The 16,313-nt window shown below is 69.7% G+C and carries 16 protein-coding genes; 7 read left to right on the forward strand and 9 right to left on the reverse strand.

Annotation, left to right across the window (positions count from 1 at the left end; translation table 11 throughout):
• Window positions 1–116 precede the first annotated feature (116 nt).
• Complete coding sequence (locus ACIHFB_RS29615; protein WP_400128583.1) at window positions 117–563, forward strand: DUF2550 domain-containing protein; 447 nt, start codon at window positions 117–119, stop codon at window positions 561–563.
• Window positions 564–636: 73 nt separating this feature from the next.
• Here ACIHFB_RS29615 and ACIHFB_RS29620 read toward each other — a convergent pair whose 3' ends face one another.
• The 3 genes from ACIHFB_RS29620 to ACIHFB_RS29630 form a co-directional block, all read right to left on the reverse strand.
• Window positions 637–2,460, reverse strand: coding sequence for a glycosyl hydrolase family 18 protein (locus tag ACIHFB_RS29620; protein WP_400128584.1), 1,824 nt, complete (start codon window positions 2,458–2,460; stop codon window positions 637–639).
• A gap of 130 nt (window positions 2,461–2,590) precedes the next feature.
• On the reverse strand, window positions 2,591–3,232 hold the full coding sequence (locus tag ACIHFB_RS29625; protein ID WP_365283703.1) for a response regulator transcription factor: 642 nt from the start codon (window positions 3,230–3,232) through the stop codon (window positions 2,591–2,593).
• Window positions 3,229–4,434 (reverse strand): sensor histidine kinase, encoded by a 1,206-nt coding sequence (locus tag ACIHFB_RS29630; protein ID WP_400128585.1) that lies wholly within the window; start codon window positions 4,432–4,434, stop codon window positions 3,229–3,231. Before ACIHFB_RS29630 ends, ACIHFB_RS29625 begins: the two co-directional genes overlap by 4 nt.
• Before the next feature lie 152 nt (window positions 4,435–4,586).
• Here ACIHFB_RS29630 and ACIHFB_RS29635 point away from each other — a divergent pair, with 152 nt between their 5' ends.
• Complete coding sequence (locus ACIHFB_RS29635) at window positions 4,587–5,240, forward strand: hypothetical protein (RefSeq protein ID WP_365283699.1); 654 nt, start codon at window positions 4,587–4,589, stop codon at window positions 5,238–5,240.
• Between the two features lie 124 nt (window positions 5,241–5,364).
• Here ACIHFB_RS29635 and ACIHFB_RS29640 read toward each other — a convergent pair whose 3' ends face one another.
• A complete protein-coding gene (locus ACIHFB_RS29640; RefSeq protein WP_365283697.1) occupies window positions 5,365–5,937 on the reverse strand; it encodes a cob(I)yrinic acid a,c-diamide adenosyltransferase in 573 nt (190 codons plus the stop codon).
• Between the two features lie 254 nt (window positions 5,938–6,191).
• Between ACIHFB_RS29640 and ACIHFB_RS29645 the strand changes: the two genes are divergently transcribed.
• From ACIHFB_RS29645 to ACIHFB_RS29655, 3 genes are all read left to right on the forward strand, one after another.
• On the forward strand, window positions 6,192–7,040 hold the full coding sequence (locus ACIHFB_RS29645; protein WP_210593810.1) for a 3-hydroxyacyl-CoA dehydrogenase family protein: 849 nt from the start codon (window positions 6,192–6,194) through the stop codon (window positions 7,038–7,040).
• Between the two features lie 149 nt (window positions 7,041–7,189).
• On the forward strand, window positions 7,190–7,513 hold the full coding sequence (locus ACIHFB_RS29650; protein ID WP_155060612.1) for an STAS domain-containing protein: 324 nt from the start codon (window positions 7,190–7,192) through the stop codon (window positions 7,511–7,513).
• A 258-nt stretch (window positions 7,514–7,771) separates the two neighbouring features.
• Window positions 7,772–10,279: an ATP-binding protein gene (locus ACIHFB_RS29655; RefSeq protein WP_400128586.1), complete on the forward strand. Its 2,508-nt coding sequence runs from the start codon at window positions 7,772–7,774 to the stop codon at window positions 10,277–10,279.
• Between the two features lie 75 nt (window positions 10,280–10,354).
• Here ACIHFB_RS29655 and nucS read toward each other — a convergent pair whose 3' ends face one another.
• Window positions 10,355–11,026 carry an endonuclease NucS gene (nucS, locus tag ACIHFB_RS29660; RefSeq protein WP_365283692.1) on the reverse strand — a complete coding sequence of 224 codons (672 nt, stop codon included), beginning with the start codon at window positions 11,024–11,026 and terminating at the stop codon, window positions 10,355–10,357.
• A 245-nt stretch (window positions 11,027–11,271) separates the two neighbouring features.
• Here nucS and ACIHFB_RS29665 point away from each other — a divergent pair, with 245 nt between their 5' ends.
• Window positions 11,272–11,664: an SCO5389 family protein gene (locus ACIHFB_RS29665; protein ID WP_095748035.1), complete on the forward strand. Its 393-nt coding sequence runs from the start codon at window positions 11,272–11,274 to the stop codon at window positions 11,662–11,664.
• Between the two features lie 83 nt (window positions 11,665–11,747).
• On the opposite strand, the gene ACIHFB_RS29670 is transcribed toward ACIHFB_RS29665, so the two are convergent.
• Window positions 11,748–12,776 carry an LLM class flavin-dependent oxidoreductase gene (locus ACIHFB_RS29670; RefSeq protein ID WP_365283689.1) on the reverse strand — a complete coding sequence of 343 codons (1,029 nt, stop codon included), beginning with the start codon at window positions 12,774–12,776 and terminating at the stop codon, window positions 11,748–11,750.
• 256 nt (window positions 12,777–13,032) lie between these two features.
• On the opposite strand from ACIHFB_RS29670, the gene ACIHFB_RS29675 reads away from it, so the two are divergent.
• A complete protein-coding gene (locus tag ACIHFB_RS29675) occupies window positions 13,033–13,365 on the forward strand; it encodes an ATP/GTP-binding protein (protein WP_365283687.1) in 333 nt (110 codons plus the stop codon).
• A gap of 5 nt (window positions 13,366–13,370) precedes the next feature.
• On the opposite strand, the gene ACIHFB_RS29680 is transcribed toward ACIHFB_RS29675, so the two are convergent.
• The 3 genes from ACIHFB_RS29680 to ACIHFB_RS29690 all read right to left on the reverse strand — a co-directional run bounded on the left by ACIHFB_RS29680 (window position 13,371) and on the right by ACIHFB_RS29690 (window position 16,313).
• On the reverse strand, window positions 13,371–14,234 hold the full coding sequence (locus ACIHFB_RS29680; RefSeq protein WP_365283685.1) for an ABC transporter permease: 864 nt from the start codon (window positions 14,232–14,234) through the stop codon (window positions 13,371–13,373).
• The gene (locus ACIHFB_RS29685) at window positions 14,231–15,433 is read right to left on the reverse strand and encodes an ABC transporter ATP-binding protein (protein ID WP_365283683.1); all 1,203 of its coding nucleotides are present in this window, start codon (window positions 15,431–15,433) and stop codon (window positions 14,231–14,233) included. The genes ACIHFB_RS29680 and ACIHFB_RS29685 overlap by 4 nt, the downstream gene beginning before the upstream one ends.
• 109 nt (window positions 15,434–15,542) lie before the next feature.
• On the reverse strand, window positions 15,543–16,313 hold the full coding sequence (locus ACIHFB_RS29690; RefSeq protein ID WP_365283681.1) for an ABC transporter permease: 771 nt from the start codon (window positions 16,311–16,313) through the stop codon (window positions 15,543–15,545).

Below are 16,313 nucleotides of genomic sequence, written 5' to 3' on the forward strand. Positions count from 1 at the left end.
GCGATGACGTCCCTCAGCCGCGGCTGGAACCGGAGCAATCCGGTACCGGTCGCGGCTGAGGCAGATATGGATGATTTTTCCGTTCCGTTACCTAGGAGACGAGGAGGTCGGTGTCGATGGTCCTCGCTCTGACTGTGTGCGGAATCGTCGTGGCGCTCGTGGTGCTGGGGCTGTTCGTCTTCGGCCTGCGCCGCAGGCTCATCCAGCGCTCCGGTGGCACCTTCGACTGCAGCCTGCGCTGGGGCGTGCCGGAGAAATCGGACACCAGCGGCAAGGGCTGGAGCTACGGAGTCGCCCGCTACAACGGCGACCGCATCGAGTGGTACCGAGTCTTCTCCTACGCCTACCGCCCGCGCCGCATCCTCGAACGCTCCGCGATCGAGGTGGCCGGCCGTCGCCTCCCCGACGGCGAGGAGGAGCTGGCGCTGCTCTCCGACGCCGTGATCCTCACGTGTCTGCACCGGGGCACGCGTCTCGAACTCGCGATGAGCGAAGACGCGCTGACCGGTTTCCTCGCGTGGCTGGAGGCAGCCCCGCCCGGACAGCGAGTGAATGTGGCGTAGCCACATTCACTCGCTGGGTGGGGGTCCCCCCGGACGAAGTCTGGGGGAGCGTCAACGTTGCCTGACGGCTTTTCTACAGATTGCTGTTGATCGCGCTCACCAGTTCACCGTTGCTGGTGTCACCGCTGAACTCCCAGAAGAACGCGCCGCCCAGGCCCTGGCTCTTGGCCCACGCCATCTTCGATCCGATGGTGGCCGGAGTGTCGTACGACCACCAGTTGGAACCGCAGTGGGCATACGCCGTACCGGCGATGGTGCCGGTGGCCGGACAGGAGTTCTTGAGCACCTTGTAGTCCTCGATGCCCGCCTCGTAGGTGCCGGGTGCCGCGCCGGTCGCCGTGCCGCCGGGGGAGGACTGGGTGACGCCGGTCCAGCCGCGGCCGTAGAAGCCGATGCCGAGCAGGAGCTTGGCAGACGGCACGCCCTTGGACTTGAGCTTGGCGATCGCGTCGGCGGAGTTGAAGCCCGCCGCCGGGATGCCGGGGTACGAGGTCAGCGGCGAGTGCGGGGCGGTCGGGCCGTCCGCGTCAAAGGCGCCGAAGTAGTCGTACGTCATCACGTTGTACCAGTTGAGGGAAGCCGCGGCGCCGCCGTAGTCGGCCACGTCGAGCTTGCCGCCGTTGGAGCCGTCGGCGGTGATGGCCGCGGTGACCAGGTAGTTCGAGCCGAATTCCGTGCGCAGCGCGGACATCAGGTTCTTGAACGCCGCCGGGCCGGAGGTGTCGCAGGTCAGACCGCAGGCGTTCGGGTACTCCCAGTCGATGTCGATGCCGTCGAAGACATCAGCCCAGCGCGGGTCCTCGACGACCGCCTTGCAGGAGGCGGCGAAGGCCGCCGGGTTGGCCGCGGCCTGGGCGAAGCCGCCGGAGTAGGTCCAGCCGCCGAAGGAGTAGAGCACCTTGATGTGCGGGTACTTGGCCTTGAGCTGGCGGAGCTGGTTGAAGTTGCCGCGCAGCGGCTGGTCCCAGGTGTCGGCGGTGCCGCTGACGGACTGGTCGGCGGTGTAGGCCTTGTCGTAGGCGGCGTAGGTGTCGTCGACGGTGCACTGACCGTTCTTGACGTTGCCGAAGGCGTAGTTGATGTGCGTGATCTTGGACGCGGAGCCCGAGGTCACCAGGTTCTTGACGTGGTAGTTGCGGCCGTAGACGCCCCACTCGGTGAAGTAGCCGAGCTTGACCTTGTCTCCGGTGGGCGGCGGGTCCGTGGTGCCGCCGGTGGTGCGCACGGCGACCGCTGAGCTGACCGGGCCGGTCTGGTCGGCGGTGTCACGGGCCTGGACGGTGTACGAGTAGTCCGTGCCGGCGGTGAGACCGCTGTCGGTGTACGACGTCGAGGTCACCGTCGCGACCTTGGTGCCGCCGCGCAGGACGTCGTAGTTCTTGATGCCCTTGTCGTCGGTGGCCGCGCTCCAGCTCAGCTTCACCGAGGTGTTGGTGATGTCGGAGGCGGTCGGGGTGCCGGGGGCGCTCGGTGCGTTGTCGCCGGGGACGGTGGGGCCACCGTCACAACTGCCGCTGTTCAGCTTGCAGTTGGCGGGGGCGCCGGAGCCGGAGCCGTTGAAGCCGAAGGAGAGGGAGGCGCCGGGGGCGAGGGTGCCGTTCCAGGACTTGTTCTTGGCGGTCCAGTGGGTGCCGGAGGAGGTGACGTCGGCGTCCCAGGCCGAGGTGACGGACGTACCGGAGGGGAAGTCCCACTCGACCGTCCAGGAGCTGATGGTGGTGTCGCCGGTGTTCTTGACGGTCCACTTGCCCTCGAAGCCGGTGCCCCAGTCCTGGGTCTTCGCGTAGGTGGCGGTGGCGGAGGTGGCTGCTTCGGCGGGACTGGCCAGGCCGACCAGGCCGGCGAAGGGGAGCAGCAGGGTCGCGAACCCTGCCATGGCTCTGTGTCTGAAGCGCATGATGCGCCTCCTCAGGGGGTGTTGGGGGCGGGACTGAGCCTTCACGCCCACGGTGCCGCGAGAATAGAAAGGTCTGGACCATAGGTCAATAGGTCCAGACCAGTTGCTCTTGGGTGGCGACCGGGTCCCGCTAGATCCCCAACTCCTGCGCCAGCACCGCCGCTTGGACCCGGCTGCGCAGCTCCAGCTTCCCCAGCAGTCGGCTGACGTGCGTCTTCACCGTCGCCTCCGCCATCTTGAGACGGCCGGCGATCTCGGCGTTCGACAGCCCCTCGCCGAGACAGGACAGCACCTCGCGCTCGCGCCGGGTGAGTGCGTCCAGCACCGCCGGATCGGCCTTCGGCTCCCGTACGGGCCCGGAGGCGAACTCGGCGATCAGGCGCCTGGTGACGGCCGGCGAGATGAGACCCTCGCCGCGTGCGACCGTCCGTACGGCTTCGAGGAGATCCTTGGCGTCCGTGTTCTTCAGCAGAAACCCGCAGGCTCCGGCGCGCAGCGCCCCGAAGACGTACTCGTCGAGGTCGAAGGTGGTGAGCACCAGTACGTCGGCGAGGCCGTCCGCGACCACTTGCCGGGTCGCCGACACCCCGTCCAGGCGCGGCATCTGAATGTCCATCAGCACCAGGTCCGGCCGCAGTTCGCGGGCCAGCGCCACCGCCTGCTCGCCGTCCGCCGCCTCGCCGACCACCTCGATGTCGGGCGCGCTGCGCAGGATGAGGACGAGACCGGCGCGCACGGCGGACTGGTCCTCGGCGACCAGCACACGGATCATTCGGGGGCTCCTTTCGGATTCTCGGTGACGGGGAGGGTGGCGCGTACGGCCCAGATCTTGCCGTCGGGGGAGTCCGGGGCCTCGGCCGGGCCCGCCTCGAAGGTGCCGTCCAGGAGGGCCGTGCGTTCCCGCATGCCGACGAGTCCGGCGCCGGAGCCGGGGGCACGCGGGCCGTCCTGCCGGCCGTACGGGCTGATCACGGCGATGGTCAGTGAGCCGTCCCGCTGCCTCAGGGTGACCGTGACACGGCCGGGGCCGGCGTGCTTGAGGGCGTTGGTCAGGCATTCCTGGACGATGCGGTACGCCGCCAGCTCCACCGGGGCGGGCAGTGAGTCGGCGTGCTCGGCGTCGAGGACGGCGTCGAGGCCGTTGGTGCGGGCGCCCTCCACCAGCGTGGCCAGCCCGTCGAGCGTGGGGGCCGCCGCCGGTTCCAGGTCGCCGCTGTCGTCGCGCAGGATGCCGATCAGCCGGCGCATCTCGGCGAGTCCCTCGACGCTGTTCTCGCGGATGACGGCCAGGGCGTCCTTGGAGGTCTTCGGGTCGTCGAGGGAGAGGGCGGCCGTGGAGTGGATGGCGATCGCGGAGAGATGGTTGGCGACCATGTCGTGCAGCTCGCGGGCCATCCGGGAGCGCTCGGCCGTGACGGCCTGGGCGCGGTCCACCTCGGCGAGCAGCGCGGTCTGCTCGGCGCGCAGCCGGGCGGCCTCGGCGGCGTCACGGTGGTTGCGGACGATCCAGCCGGTGGCGCCGGGCGTGAACGCCACCAGGCCGACGGCCACGCCGATCAGCAGCGCCTCGGGCTTGCGCCAGGCGGCGAGGGGCACCACGGTCCAGACCACGGTCATCGCCCCGCTGATCCACAGCACGCGGCGGGCCGCGGCGAGCGGGCTGTACAGGATGGCCGCGTAGACCAGGTCCGTGAACATCAGGATGGTGACGAGGCTGCCCTGGGTGATCGTGTCCACGGTCAGTGCGGCGACGCCGATCAGCAGGCCCGTACGGGGACGGGTCCGGCGCAGCAGCTCGCAGCCGGCCATCACGACCAGCGGCAGCAGGATGGGCCAGCGTCCGTCCCACAGGACGAGCGGGTCCTTGGCGCCCCGGACGCCGAGGCCCGTTACCCAGATGAGCAGCCCGCCGAGCAGCCCTGCGAGGGCGATGCGTACGTCGTCCGGGCGGGGGCGGGCGGGTAGTGCGGCCATGGCTCCATCCAACACGGCGCGGAGCTGTGTCGCGTTGTCCCCGGGAAGGGTCTGCGACTGCATCCTTCGATGTACGGCGAGTTCGTCACCGACGACGACGAAACGGCCCCGGGCCGCCGGGAGCCTTGAAGGGTGACCGAGAGGAGTGAGCCGTGGTCGTCGCGTTGATCATCGCCTGTGAGGTCGGGTTCTGGGTGCTTCTCGCACTGGGCCTGGCAGTCCGCTATCTGCTGAAGTGGCGCCGCACGAGTGTGGTGCTGCTGTTGTGCGAGCCCGTGCTGGAGCTGGTCCTGTTCGTCGTGACGGCGATCGACCTGAAGAACGGCGCCGAGCCGAGCTGGGAACACGGCCTGGCGGCGCTCTACATCGGCTACACCGTCGCGTTCGGCCACTACACGATCCGCTGGCTCGACGGCCACGCGGCCCACCGCCTGGGCGGCGGCCCGCCCCCGCAGAAGCCCCCGCGCTACGGTCGCGCCCGCGCCCGGCACGAGGCGAAGCTGTGGCTCCGCGCGGTGTTCGGCGGCGCGGTGGCCCTGGCGCTCCTCCAACTCGCCGTCTGGTACGTCGGCGACTCCGGTGACGTCAGCTCCCTGCACTCCTTCCAGTGGGCGGCCCTGCGCACCGTCGGCATCTACGGCGTGATCGCCCTGTCCTACACGGTCTTCCCCCGCAAGGCCCCGGCCGGCGACCCGTCAACGCTCCCCACCAGGGACCCACAGGACGTCCCCGACGCCCTTGTTCGCCGTCGTCGCGAGGATGCTGCATCTTCCGGGGGTAACCCCCAGACCCCCAGCCGGGGGTAGGTTTCCTCAGCGTTCGCCGCCCGGGATCCACAGGACGTCGCCCACGTCCTTGTCGGCTGCCCGGGCAAGACCGCTGCTTCTTCCGGGGGATGACCCCCAGACCCTCAGCCGGGGGTGGGTTTCCTCAGCGTTCGCCGCCGGGGACCCATAGGACGTCGCCCACGCCCTTGTTCGCCGTCCGGGCAAGGATGAACAGCAGGTCCGATAGCCGGTTGAGGTACGTGGCGGTCAGTGGGTTCATTACCTGGCCGTGTGCCTCCAGTGCGGCCCATGTCGAGCGTTCCGCGCGGCGGGTGACCGTGCAGGCCTGGTGGAGCAGGGATGCGCCCGGGGTGCCGCCGGGCAGGATGAAGGACCGTAGCTTTTCGAGTTGCTCGTTGAAGTGGTCGCAGTCGGCCTCCAGCTTGTCGACGTAGAACTGCTCGACCCGCAGGGGCGGGAACTCGGGGTTCTCGGCGACAGGGGTGGACAGGTCGGCCCCGACGTCGAAGAGGTCGTTCTGGACGCGGGTGAGGACCTTCACGACCTCCTCGTCCAGGTTGCCCAGGGCGATCGCCGTGCCGATCGCCGCGTTCGCCTCGTTGGCGTCGGCATAGGCGGCAATGCGGAGGTCGGTTTTGGGCACCCGGCTCATGTCACCGAGGTTCGTGGTGCCCTGGTCGCCGGTCCTTGTGTAGATGCGCGTCAGATTGACCATGTGACCAGCGTAAGTGTGTGTGGAGTTGGCGGAACACTCATTCTTGCGCGCATCGCCCACTGCAAGAATCCGAGGGGGCGGAGAGCGAATCATCAGACCGGGCAACGACGTTCGGCAAAGAAGCGGGACGTGACGCGCATTACCTACGTGACGCGCATTACTTACCGGTCACACAGCACCCTCACTGCCGCTAGGGTCCGCCGGAGAGGGCATAAGTAAAAACAGGCTGTGAGTATTCAAAGGGGAGTCGCACAGTGGCACGGAAGCTTGCCGTCATCGGCGCCGGCCTCATGGGTTCCGGTATCGCCCAGGTCTCCGCGCAGGCCGGCTGGGACGTCGTGTTGCGCGACGTCACCGACGAGGCGCTGAAGCGGGGCACCGACGGCATCAAGGCGTCGTACGACAAATTCGTCGGCAAGGGCAAACTCGAGGCGCATGACGCCGACGCCGCTCTCGGCCGGATCACCGCGACCACCGACCTGGACGCCGTCGCGGACGCGGACATCGTCGTCGAGGCCGTCTTCGAGAAGCTGGAAGTCAAGCACGAGATCTTCCGTGCGCTCGACAAGATCGTGCGCGACGACGCCGTGCTCGCCTCCAACACCTCCGCCATCCCGATCACGAAGATCGCGGCCGTGACGGAGCGTCCGGAGCGGGTCGTCGGCACGCACTTCTTCTCGCCGGTGCCGATGATGCAGCTGTGCGAGCTGGTCCGCGGCTACAAGACGAGCGACGAAACCCTCGCCACCGCACGGGAGTTCGCCGAGTCGGTCGGCAAGACCTGCATCGTCGTCAACCGCGACGTGGCCGGGTTCGTGACGACCCGTCTCATCTCCGCCCTCGTCGTCGAGGCCGCCAAGCTCTACGAGTCGGGCGTCGCGACCGCCGAGGACATCGACCTCGCCTGCAAGCTGGGCTTCGGCCACGCCATGGGACCGCTGGCCACCGCCGACCTGACGGGCGTCGACATCCTGCTGCACGCCACCGGCAACATCTACACCGAGTCCCAGGACGAGAAGTTCGCTCCGCCCGAGTTGATGCGCCGGATGGTTGACGCCGGTGACATCGGGCGCAAGAGCGGGCAGGGCTTCTACAAGCACTGAAACCGCACATGCCCCTGGCGCATCACCCGCCGGGGTGAATTCGGTATCGGTTCGCTTACAGATGGCAACCTCTGACCGCTTCGCACAGTCAGAGGTTGCATCACCGGGCATCACAACGCGGAGCACAAGACGCACCACGGGGAGCGCATATGTTCATCAGGGGCGACCACGCCGAGCTGGTCGTCGGGGGCCGCCTCGACGTCCGCAGCGCGGCGGACGCCCGTACGGTCCTGCACTCGGCCGTCGACGACGGAGTCGGCGATCTGGTGCTGGACCTGTCCGAGCTGGACTCCTGGGACGCCACCGGACTCGGTGTGATCATGGGGGCCCACCGACGGGCCGGCCGCTGCGGCCGGCGCCTGGTGCTGCGCGACGTACCTCCGCAGATGCAGCGCCTGCTGGTGGCCACCCGGCTGCACCGGATCCTGGCCATCGAGGGTGGTATCGGGGTGGAGTCGCTGCCCCGCGTGTGACGTCCGGCGTGAGTGGGACACAGCGGGTCGGGCGTTACGGTTGCGAAGCGCACGACGCGCACAATCCTCACGAGACTGTGACGTCTCGGACCGCGCGGTACCCCGGGCTGTCGTAGATACTGTGCGAAGGTTTAGGGTTCGGTCGCCCGCTGCCAGACAACCCTTCGAGCGGGCCCGGACCAGAAGCGACAGCGCGGTGTGCAACAGGCCGGGAGGGGCCGGTGCCGGCACACGACGCTTTTGGGGGGCTTGGAACCTATGGACCCGAACAACCGGGGACCCGAGGAGTACGGCCATGACGGTGACGGCGACACGCCGCGTCAGCGCCAGCCCCGGGATTCCCTCGCATCCGACTTCGGACAACACTCGCCGACGCTCGCCCGCACCGTGCAACTCGTCACGGGCGACTTCCTGCTCACCGTCAATCCCGTCGACGGCAGCGAGATCGAGGCCTGCCCGCCGGGCGAGCGCCCGGGGCGGCCGGCCAAGTTCAGCGCGGCCGAGCGCGCCGAGGTGGACCGTGCGGCCAAGCCGCCCGTACCGCCCGGGCCCAGTCGGCCCGCACTACCGCTCCTGGCCCGCCAGGAGGAGCGCGAGCGGCTGGTAAGGCTGCTCGCCCGCGGCCGCTCCGTACGCCTCACCGGTGCCGCCGGCTCCGGCCGCACCGCCCTTCTCGACGTGGTCGCCGAGGACTGCGCGGACCTCGCGCCCGACGGCGTCGTCCGCCTGGGCGGCCACCACCGCACCGCGAGCGACCTGCTCCACGACCTCTTCTACGCCGTCTACAACGCGCCGCTGCACCGACCGGAACGGGACGAACTGCACGATCTCGTCCGGGAGATCGGTGCGGTCGTCATCCTGGACGACATCGAGTTCGGCGGCGCCGCGCTCGACGAACTGCTGGACGCGACCCCCGAGTGCGCCTTCCTGATCGCCGCCACCCCGGACGTGCCCGTGCCGTCCGCCGACTCGGCCGTCGAGGAGGTCTTCCTCAGCGGGCTCGACCGCGCCGGCGGTGTGGAACTGCTGGAGCGGGCCGTGGGCCGCGTCCTCACCGAGGACGAGGCGAACTGGGCCGGCGACCTCTGGTTCGAGTCCGAGGGACTGCCGCTCCGCTTCGTCCAGGCCGGTGCCCTGCTGAGGCAGCGCGACCGGCTGCGGTCCAGCGCCGAGTCCTTCGACGAGTTCGGTGTCTTCCAGGGCGCCCCGGTCGACGCGCCCTTCGAGGCCGGCGACGGTCATGACGTACCGCTGCCGTCGCTCGCCGAGGGAGCCGCGCCCGCCGCGCTGCTCGCGTCCCGGATGAGCGAATCGGCGCGGGACACCCTGCGGTTCGCCGTCGCGCTCGGCGGTGAGGTGCCGCACCAGGCACATCTGCCCGCGCTGGTCGGCGACACCCACGCGGACGCCGCCCTCGGCGAGCTGCTGAGCTGCGCGCTGGTCTCCCCGGTCGGCTCCCGCTACCGGCTGGCCGCCGGGGTGCAGACCCAGCTGGAGGCCGTCGGATACGGCGACGACGTGCAGGGCCGGGCCCTCACCGCCGCCCAGCACTACGGCTGGTGGGCCGGACATCCCTCGGTCACCCCGGAGCGGGTGTGCGCCGAGGCGGACGCCGTGCTCGCCGCCCTCGGCGTCATCGCACCGGCGACCACGCCCCCGGCGGAGGGCGAGGAGAGCGTCACCGTGCAGCTGGCCCGCACGGCCGCGCCCGCGTTCGCCGCGGGGCTGCACTGGAGCGCCTGGGAACAGGCCCTGCGCTACGGCTCCGAAGCCTCCCGGCTCACCGGCGAGGTGTCCGAACAGGCCTATTTCCACCATGAGCTGGGCATACTCGCGCTCTGCGGGGGACAGCTCGACCGAGCCCGCGCCGAGCTGGAGGCCTCCATCGGCCTGCGCGGCGCACTCACCGACAAGCGCGGCACCGTCGCCGGCCGTCGCGCGCTCGCCCTGGTCGCGGATCGCTCGGGCACCCCGGTCGGCATCGGCGCCACCACGGGGGAGGAGGTGCCGGACGCCCGTTACGAGGAGTCGCAGTCACCGCCCGGCGGTATCCCGGCGGCGTTCCCGCCCCTCCAGTCGCCCTCCGACCCCGCGACCCTCGTCACCCACCGGTCCACACCCGGCCCGGCCGCCCACAAGGGCCGGGGCGGCCTCCGTGGCCTCGCCCGGCGCAACCTGGTGGCCGCCGGTGCGGGCGCGCTCCTCGCGGCCGTCCTCGGTACGGTGGTGACCCTCGGAGCCACGTCCAACAACGACCCCAACACCCCGTCCAACGAGGTGGGCCCCAACCCGTCCGCCAGCCAGGGCGTCGGTGACGACAGCCTCGGTGCCGACAAGGCGGGCGACGGCGACGGCAGCGACGACTCCGGGGACGTCGGCGCGGCGACCAGCAGCCCGACCGACCCGGGCCCGGACGGCACCTACGGCACGTCCGACGACCCGACGCCGACGGACACGGACGAGCCTTCGGACGAGCCGAGCGGTACGAAGCGCCCGAGCGATCCGACCTCGTCCACGAAGCCGCCGACGAGCAAGCCGCCGACGACATCGAAGCCTCCTACGTCGCCGACTCCTACGTCTCCCACTCCGACGCCGACCCCGACGTCTCCGACCCCGACCCCGACCGTGACCGAGCCGTCCACGACCCCGTCCACCTCCGACTCGGCCAGCGGCCCGGCGTCCTCCCCGGCCGAGACCAGCAGTTCGGCAAGCGCCCCCGAGACCAGCGAGGCAAGCAGCCCCAGCAGTTCGGGCGACGTGATCTGACGTTCCGCGCAGCACAAGAGGGCCGGGTCCTTTCCATGGACCCGGCCCTCTTCGTCGTAGAACTCGGAACTGCCCTCAGAACAGCCGCAGCTTGTCGTCCTCGATGCCCCGCATCGCGTCGTAGTCCAGGACCTGGCAGCCGATGCCGCGGTCGGTGGCGAGGACGCGGGCCTGGGGCTTGATCTCCTGGGCGGCGAAGACGCCGCGGACCGGGGCGAGGTGGGGATCGCGGTTGAGCAACTCCAGGTAGCGGGTGAGCTGTTCCACGCCGTCGATCTCACCGCGCCGCTTGATCTCGACCGCGACCGTCTGCCCGTCGGCGTCGCGGCACAGGATGTCGACGGGGCCGATGGCCGTCATGTACTCGCGGCGGATCAGCGAGTAGCCCTCGCCGAGCGTCTCGATGCGGTCGGCGAGCAGTTCCTGAAGGTGTGCTTCCACGCCGTCCTTGATCAGGCCAGGATCTACGCCCAATTCGTGCGAGGAGTCATGGAGCACCTCCTCCATCGTGATGATGAGCTTCTCGCCCGATTTGTTGATGACGGTCCAGACGCCCTTCTCGTCGCCCTCTCCCTCCTTCAGGGTGCAGGGCGGCGACATCCAGTTCAGAGGCTTGTAGGCCCGGTCGTCCGCGTGGATCGAGACGCTGCCGTCCGCCTTCACCAGGATCAGGCGGGGTGCGGAGGGCAGATGGGCGGTGAGCCGGCCCGCGTAGTCGACGGAGCATCGGGCAATGACGAGACGCATGGTCGGCAACGCTACTCGACGGGCGGCAGTGCACGCGATTCGCCCTGGTGTACCCCTGTTCGTTTATGGCCGATAGTGCGCCTATTGAGACCGCTCCATGTACGCATTCTGCTGGTGCCGTCACCGTCCGTTGCTTACCGTATTAAACGGGAGGTCGCGATGTGTGTACGCAGCGTGTTCGATATCGCGAACTCCCTTTCCCTGTCCGGCAACCCCCGTGATCCGGGGGTGCGAGAGGAGAACCCATGTCGCTCGACGTCTCACCGGCCCTACTCGAACAGGCCGAGCGAGGCGAGGTCGACGAAGCTGCCTTCGTCGACTGCGTCCGGACCTCCCTGCCCTATGCATGGGAGATGATCAGCTCCCTGGTGGCCCAGCTGAAGGTGGACGGCGGCCAGTTCGCCGACAACCAGACGCCCCCGCCGGATGAGCAGGCACGCGGCCAGCTGCTGCGTGCGCTTGCCAGTGACGCGATTCGCGGCGCGCTGCAACGGCACTTCGGTGTCCGGCTGGCCTTCCAGAACTGTCACCGGGTGGCGGTGTTCCCGCTCGACTCCTCGGTCGACGAGACGCTGGCCCGCTTCACCTCGGTCCGCAATCAGCTGCTCAACCAGTCCCCGGAACTCAGGGACTGCTGACGCAGTGAGCCGCCTGGCTTGCCGCTCCGTACGCGGGAGGTGCATTCAGTACTGGAGCGGCAAGCTCCCGCCGGGCAGGCCCGTCACCGGATGTGCGGGAGCACTTCGGCACCGAGCCGCCGGACGTTCTCCTCGGTGGCCGCGAGGTCGCCCGAGCCCTCGACCAGCAGGGCGAAGCGGTTGATGCCGGTCCGCTCGCTGGTCGCCGCAAGACGGTCGGCGCACAGCCGCGGGGTGCCCACCGGGTGCAGTCCGCAGAGGAGTTCGGTGTAGGCCAGCGGATCGCGCATCTGGCGCGCGCGGCCGTCGACCGTGACATGGGCGTCCAGGCCCTGCTTCAGCCAGCCCGGCATCGCCTTCAGCAGCGTCTCCACCGCTTCGGTACGCCGGTCGGCGATCTGGCAGACGCCGGCCGAGACATGGGCCGCGCCGAGGATCCGGTCCGCCGGATGCCCGCACGCGCGCGCGTGCTTGCGCCACAGCGCGACCATCTCCGCCTTCTCCTCGTCCCCCACATGCATCCCGAGCAGCATCGGCAGCCCGCGCTCCGCGGCCAGCCGCACGCTCGCCGGTGAGGTGCACGCGAGGACGACCTCGGGTCCCGGGGCATCGGACAGTGACTCCGACGGCCTTGGTACGACGGGCACTTCACGGAAGCCGAAACGGTCTCCGTCCGCCGCCACCGAGGGTTCGCGCAACCAGCGCAGCAGCAGATCGAGTGATTCCGGGTACGCCTTCTCGTACGCCTCGAGGCCCGAGCCGAACACCTCCAGATCGACCCACGGCCCACCGCGCCCGACGCCCAGCGAGAAGCGCCCGCCGCTCGTCACATGCAGCAGCGCGGCCTGCTCGCCGAGGGCGACGGGGTGCACGGTGGGCAGTACGCTGACCGCCGTACCGACCCGGAGGCGCCTGGTGCGGCCGAGCAGTAACGCGGCCAGGGTGATCGCCGAGGGACAGGTGCCGTACGGCACGAAGTGGTGCTCGGCCAGCCATACCGCGTCGAGCCCCGCCTCCTCCGCCACCTCCGCCGAGCGGACCGCGCGGTGCAGCGCCTCCCCCTGGCCCTGGCCCGGGAACTGGGCCGCCAACACGAAACTTCCTACGCGCATTGCCTTTTCCTGCTTCCTTGGCTCCGACACGGAGCTCCCCCACCGGGCATAACCGTCTGACACGTGCCGAGGACACGGCTTGACGAAGAGATTTGCGGATTGTCTGGAGAACCGATCAAGAAGAGACGGGGAAGAGATCGGGAAGGGGACGGCCCGGAGGGGGACTTGCGATGATTGGTGCCCTACGCGTACCCCTGACCGCGCCGCGTAGGCTGGATATGGCCCGTGCTTCCTGTATAGCCCCGTGAGGTGTTCCGTGTCCCCGCGTCGCAACCGACCCAAGGGCAGTGAGTCGTCCGGCCGGAGCGCCGAGGACGACCGGTCGGGCCGTTACGGCGGCTGGGAGTCGACGCAGAACTGGCAGGGCGAGGAGTGGAACGTACGGCACGTGGCCGGGGCCAGTGCGCAGGGCAAGACGTACCGCTGCCCCGGCTGCGACCAGCTGATCCCCTCCGGTGTCCCGCATGTCGTCGCCTGGCCGGAGCACTCGGGCGTCGACGAGCGCCGGCACTGGCACAAGGCGTGCTGGAACGCGAAGGACCGCCGCACCACGCGGGTGCAGCGGTCCAGGAACGCGCCCAGGTTCTGACGGGCTCAGACGTCCCGCTTCTCCTGTAGGGCGTAGGCGCCGACGAAGGCCACGGCCGTCAGGCCGAGGACGATCCACAGCGGGTCCCAGCCGGACGGGCCCGTGTCGGTGAGCGACTGGGAGTAGAAGATGCTCAGCTGGTTCGGGATCGAGTACTCGAACAGCGCCTGGCGCAGGTCCTCCAGCGACGACGAGAACATGAACAGCGCGATCACCAGCGGGGCCAGGACGACGCCGATCATGATCGTGATCGCGCCCGCCGAGTGCCGGACGATCGCCCCGACGATCAGCGAGAGCAGCCCGATCAGCGCGATGTAGAGGGACACACCGACCGTGCCCTTCAGCCACTCCCCGCCGGACGGCTCCCGGGCCCCGTCCACCATGCCCACCTGCGCGAAGGCCACGAACGAGGACGCCACCAGCGTCACCGTGAACGCCACCGTGAAGAACACGATCGCCTTCGCCGCCAGCACCCGCCCCCGCGAGGGGCACGCGGTCATGGTCGTGCGGATCATGCCCGTGCCGTACTCCGAGGCCGTCGTCAGCACACCGAGGGTGATGATGCACATGACGCCGAGGAGCAGTCCGAAGAAGCCCAGGGCCAGCGGGTTCTCGTCGCCCAGATCGTCGTTCGAGTTGGCGACCAGCGCGCCGGCCGACAGCCCGATGCCGACGACGAGCAGCACGAACACGCCCAGCGTCCACATCGTGGAGCGCACCGACCGGATCTTCGTCCACTCCGAGGCGAGAGCGTGCCCGAGGTGCGTCCGGACCACCGGGATCGGCGAGGTGTACGTCGGGAACGGCGCACCGGGCGCCGCCTGCCAGGCGGGCGCGGCCTGCTGCGTCGGGGGCTGGGGCGTGCTCATCGGGCGTCCTCGGGCTTGGTCGGGGCAGCGGCGGGCGTCGGCTGCGCTGCGGGCACGGGGGGCGCGGCGGGCGCGGGCTGGGCGTAAGGGTTGGCCTGCCCTGCGCCGGGAGCGCCGTACGGGCTGTGTCCCTGGGGGACCTGCGGAGCCGGCGGTGCGAACGGCTGCCCGCCCTGCTGGGGCGGCGGCGGGGCGTACCAGCCGGGCTGGCCCTGTCCCGGTACCGGCATCGGCGGCTGCATACCGGGCGGCAGGGGCTGCATGAGCCCTTCCTTCTGGTCGACCGTCGACCGGTAGTCGACGGCGCCCTGCGTCATCCGCATGTACGCCTCCTCCAGCGAGGCCTGGTGCGGCGACAGCTCCCACAGGCGTACGTCCGCCTCGTGCGCGATGTCGCTGAGGCGGGGGAGCGGCAGCCCCATCACCCGCAGCGCGCCGTCCTGCTCCGGCAGCACATGCCCGCCGGCCTCGGCGATCGCGGTGGTCAGCTTCTCGCGCTGCTGCGGCTCGGTGTCGGGGGTGCGCACGCGCGCGAAGTCGGCGGAGTTCGCCGAGATGAAGTCCGTGATGCGCATGTCGGCGAGCAACTGCCCGCGGCCGATGACGATGAGGTGGTCGGCGGTCACCGCCATCTCGCTCATGAGGTGGGACGAGACGAAGACCGTACGGCCCTCCGCCGCGAGCGACTTCATCAGGTTGCGCACCCAGAGGATGCCCTCGGGGTCGAGGCCGTTGACCGGCTCGTCGAAGAGCAGCACCTGGGGGTCGCCGAGCAGTGCGGCGGCGATGCCGAGGCGCTGGCCCATGCCGAGGGAGAAGCCCTTGGAGCGCCTCTTCGCCACGTCCTGGAGACCGACCACGCCGAGCACCTCGTCCACCCGGCGGGCCGGGATACCGGACAGCTGGGCCAGGCACAGCAGGTGGCTGCGGGCGTGCCGGCCGCCGTGCACGGCCTTGGCGTCGAGCAGGGCGCCGACCTGGCGAGCGGCGTTGGGCAGCCTCCGGTACGGGTAGCCGCCGATCGTCACCTGGCCCGACGTGGGGTTGTCCAGGCCGAGGATCATCCGCATCGTCGTCGACTTGCCCGAGCCGTTGGGCCCGAGGAAGCCGGTGACGGCACCGGGCCGCACCTGGAAGGAAAGGTTGTACACAGCGGTCTTGTCGCCGTAGCGCTTGGTCAGGCCGACTGCCTCGATCATGCTCCGCACCCATCGAAAGGTCAGGACAGCAGGGCACACGCCCCCGTAAGGGTTAGGAGGATATCCGGGCGCTGACGGTTCCGTTCAAAACGAAGCAAAATCGTAAGGCTCAGGCGTCCCGCTTCTTCAGCAGCACATATCCGCCCACAAGTGCCGCGACGACCCACAGCACCATGATCGCGAGACCGCCCCAGGGGCCGTACGGCGCGTCGTCGTCGATCGGCGTGACCACCTGCATGATCTTGCTGCCGGCCTGGTCGGGCAGATACTGGCCGATCTTCTTCGTCGCCGAGACATTGCCGAGGATGTTGGAGATCAGGAAGAAGAACGGCATCAGGATGCCCAGCGACAGCATCGGTGAGCGCAGCATCGCGGCGACGCCCATCGAGAACATCGCGATGAGGGTCATGTAGACCCCGCCGCCGATGACCGCGCGCAGCACACCGGGATCGCCGATGGACGCCTTGAGGTCGCCGAGCATCGCCTGGCCCAGGAAGAACGTGACGAAGCTGGTGACGAGGCCGACGGCCAGGCAGAGGCCGGTGGCGACCGCGATCTTGCTGAACATGAAGCTGCCGCGCTGCGGCACCGCGGCCAGCGAGGTGCGGATCATGCCGGTGCTGTACTCGTTCGAGACGACGAGCACGCCGAACACGATCATCGCCAGCTGGCCGAGGCTCATGCCCGCGAAGCTGATGAAGGTCGGGTCGAAGGAGAGCTGGTCCTGCCGGTTCATGTTGTCGAACTCGTTCTTCGACAGGGCCGAGATCAGGATGCCGAGGCCGATGGTGACGACCACGGCGAGGGAGAGCGTCCAGACCGTGGACGCGACGGAGCGGATCTTCGTCCACTCGGAGCGGATGACCTGGGTCGTCGCCAT

It is taken from the genome of Streptomyces sp. NPDC051963 (genome assembly GCF_044593495.1).
Classification (GTDB): Bacteria; Actinomycetota; Actinomycetes; order Streptomycetales; family Streptomycetaceae; genus Streptomyces.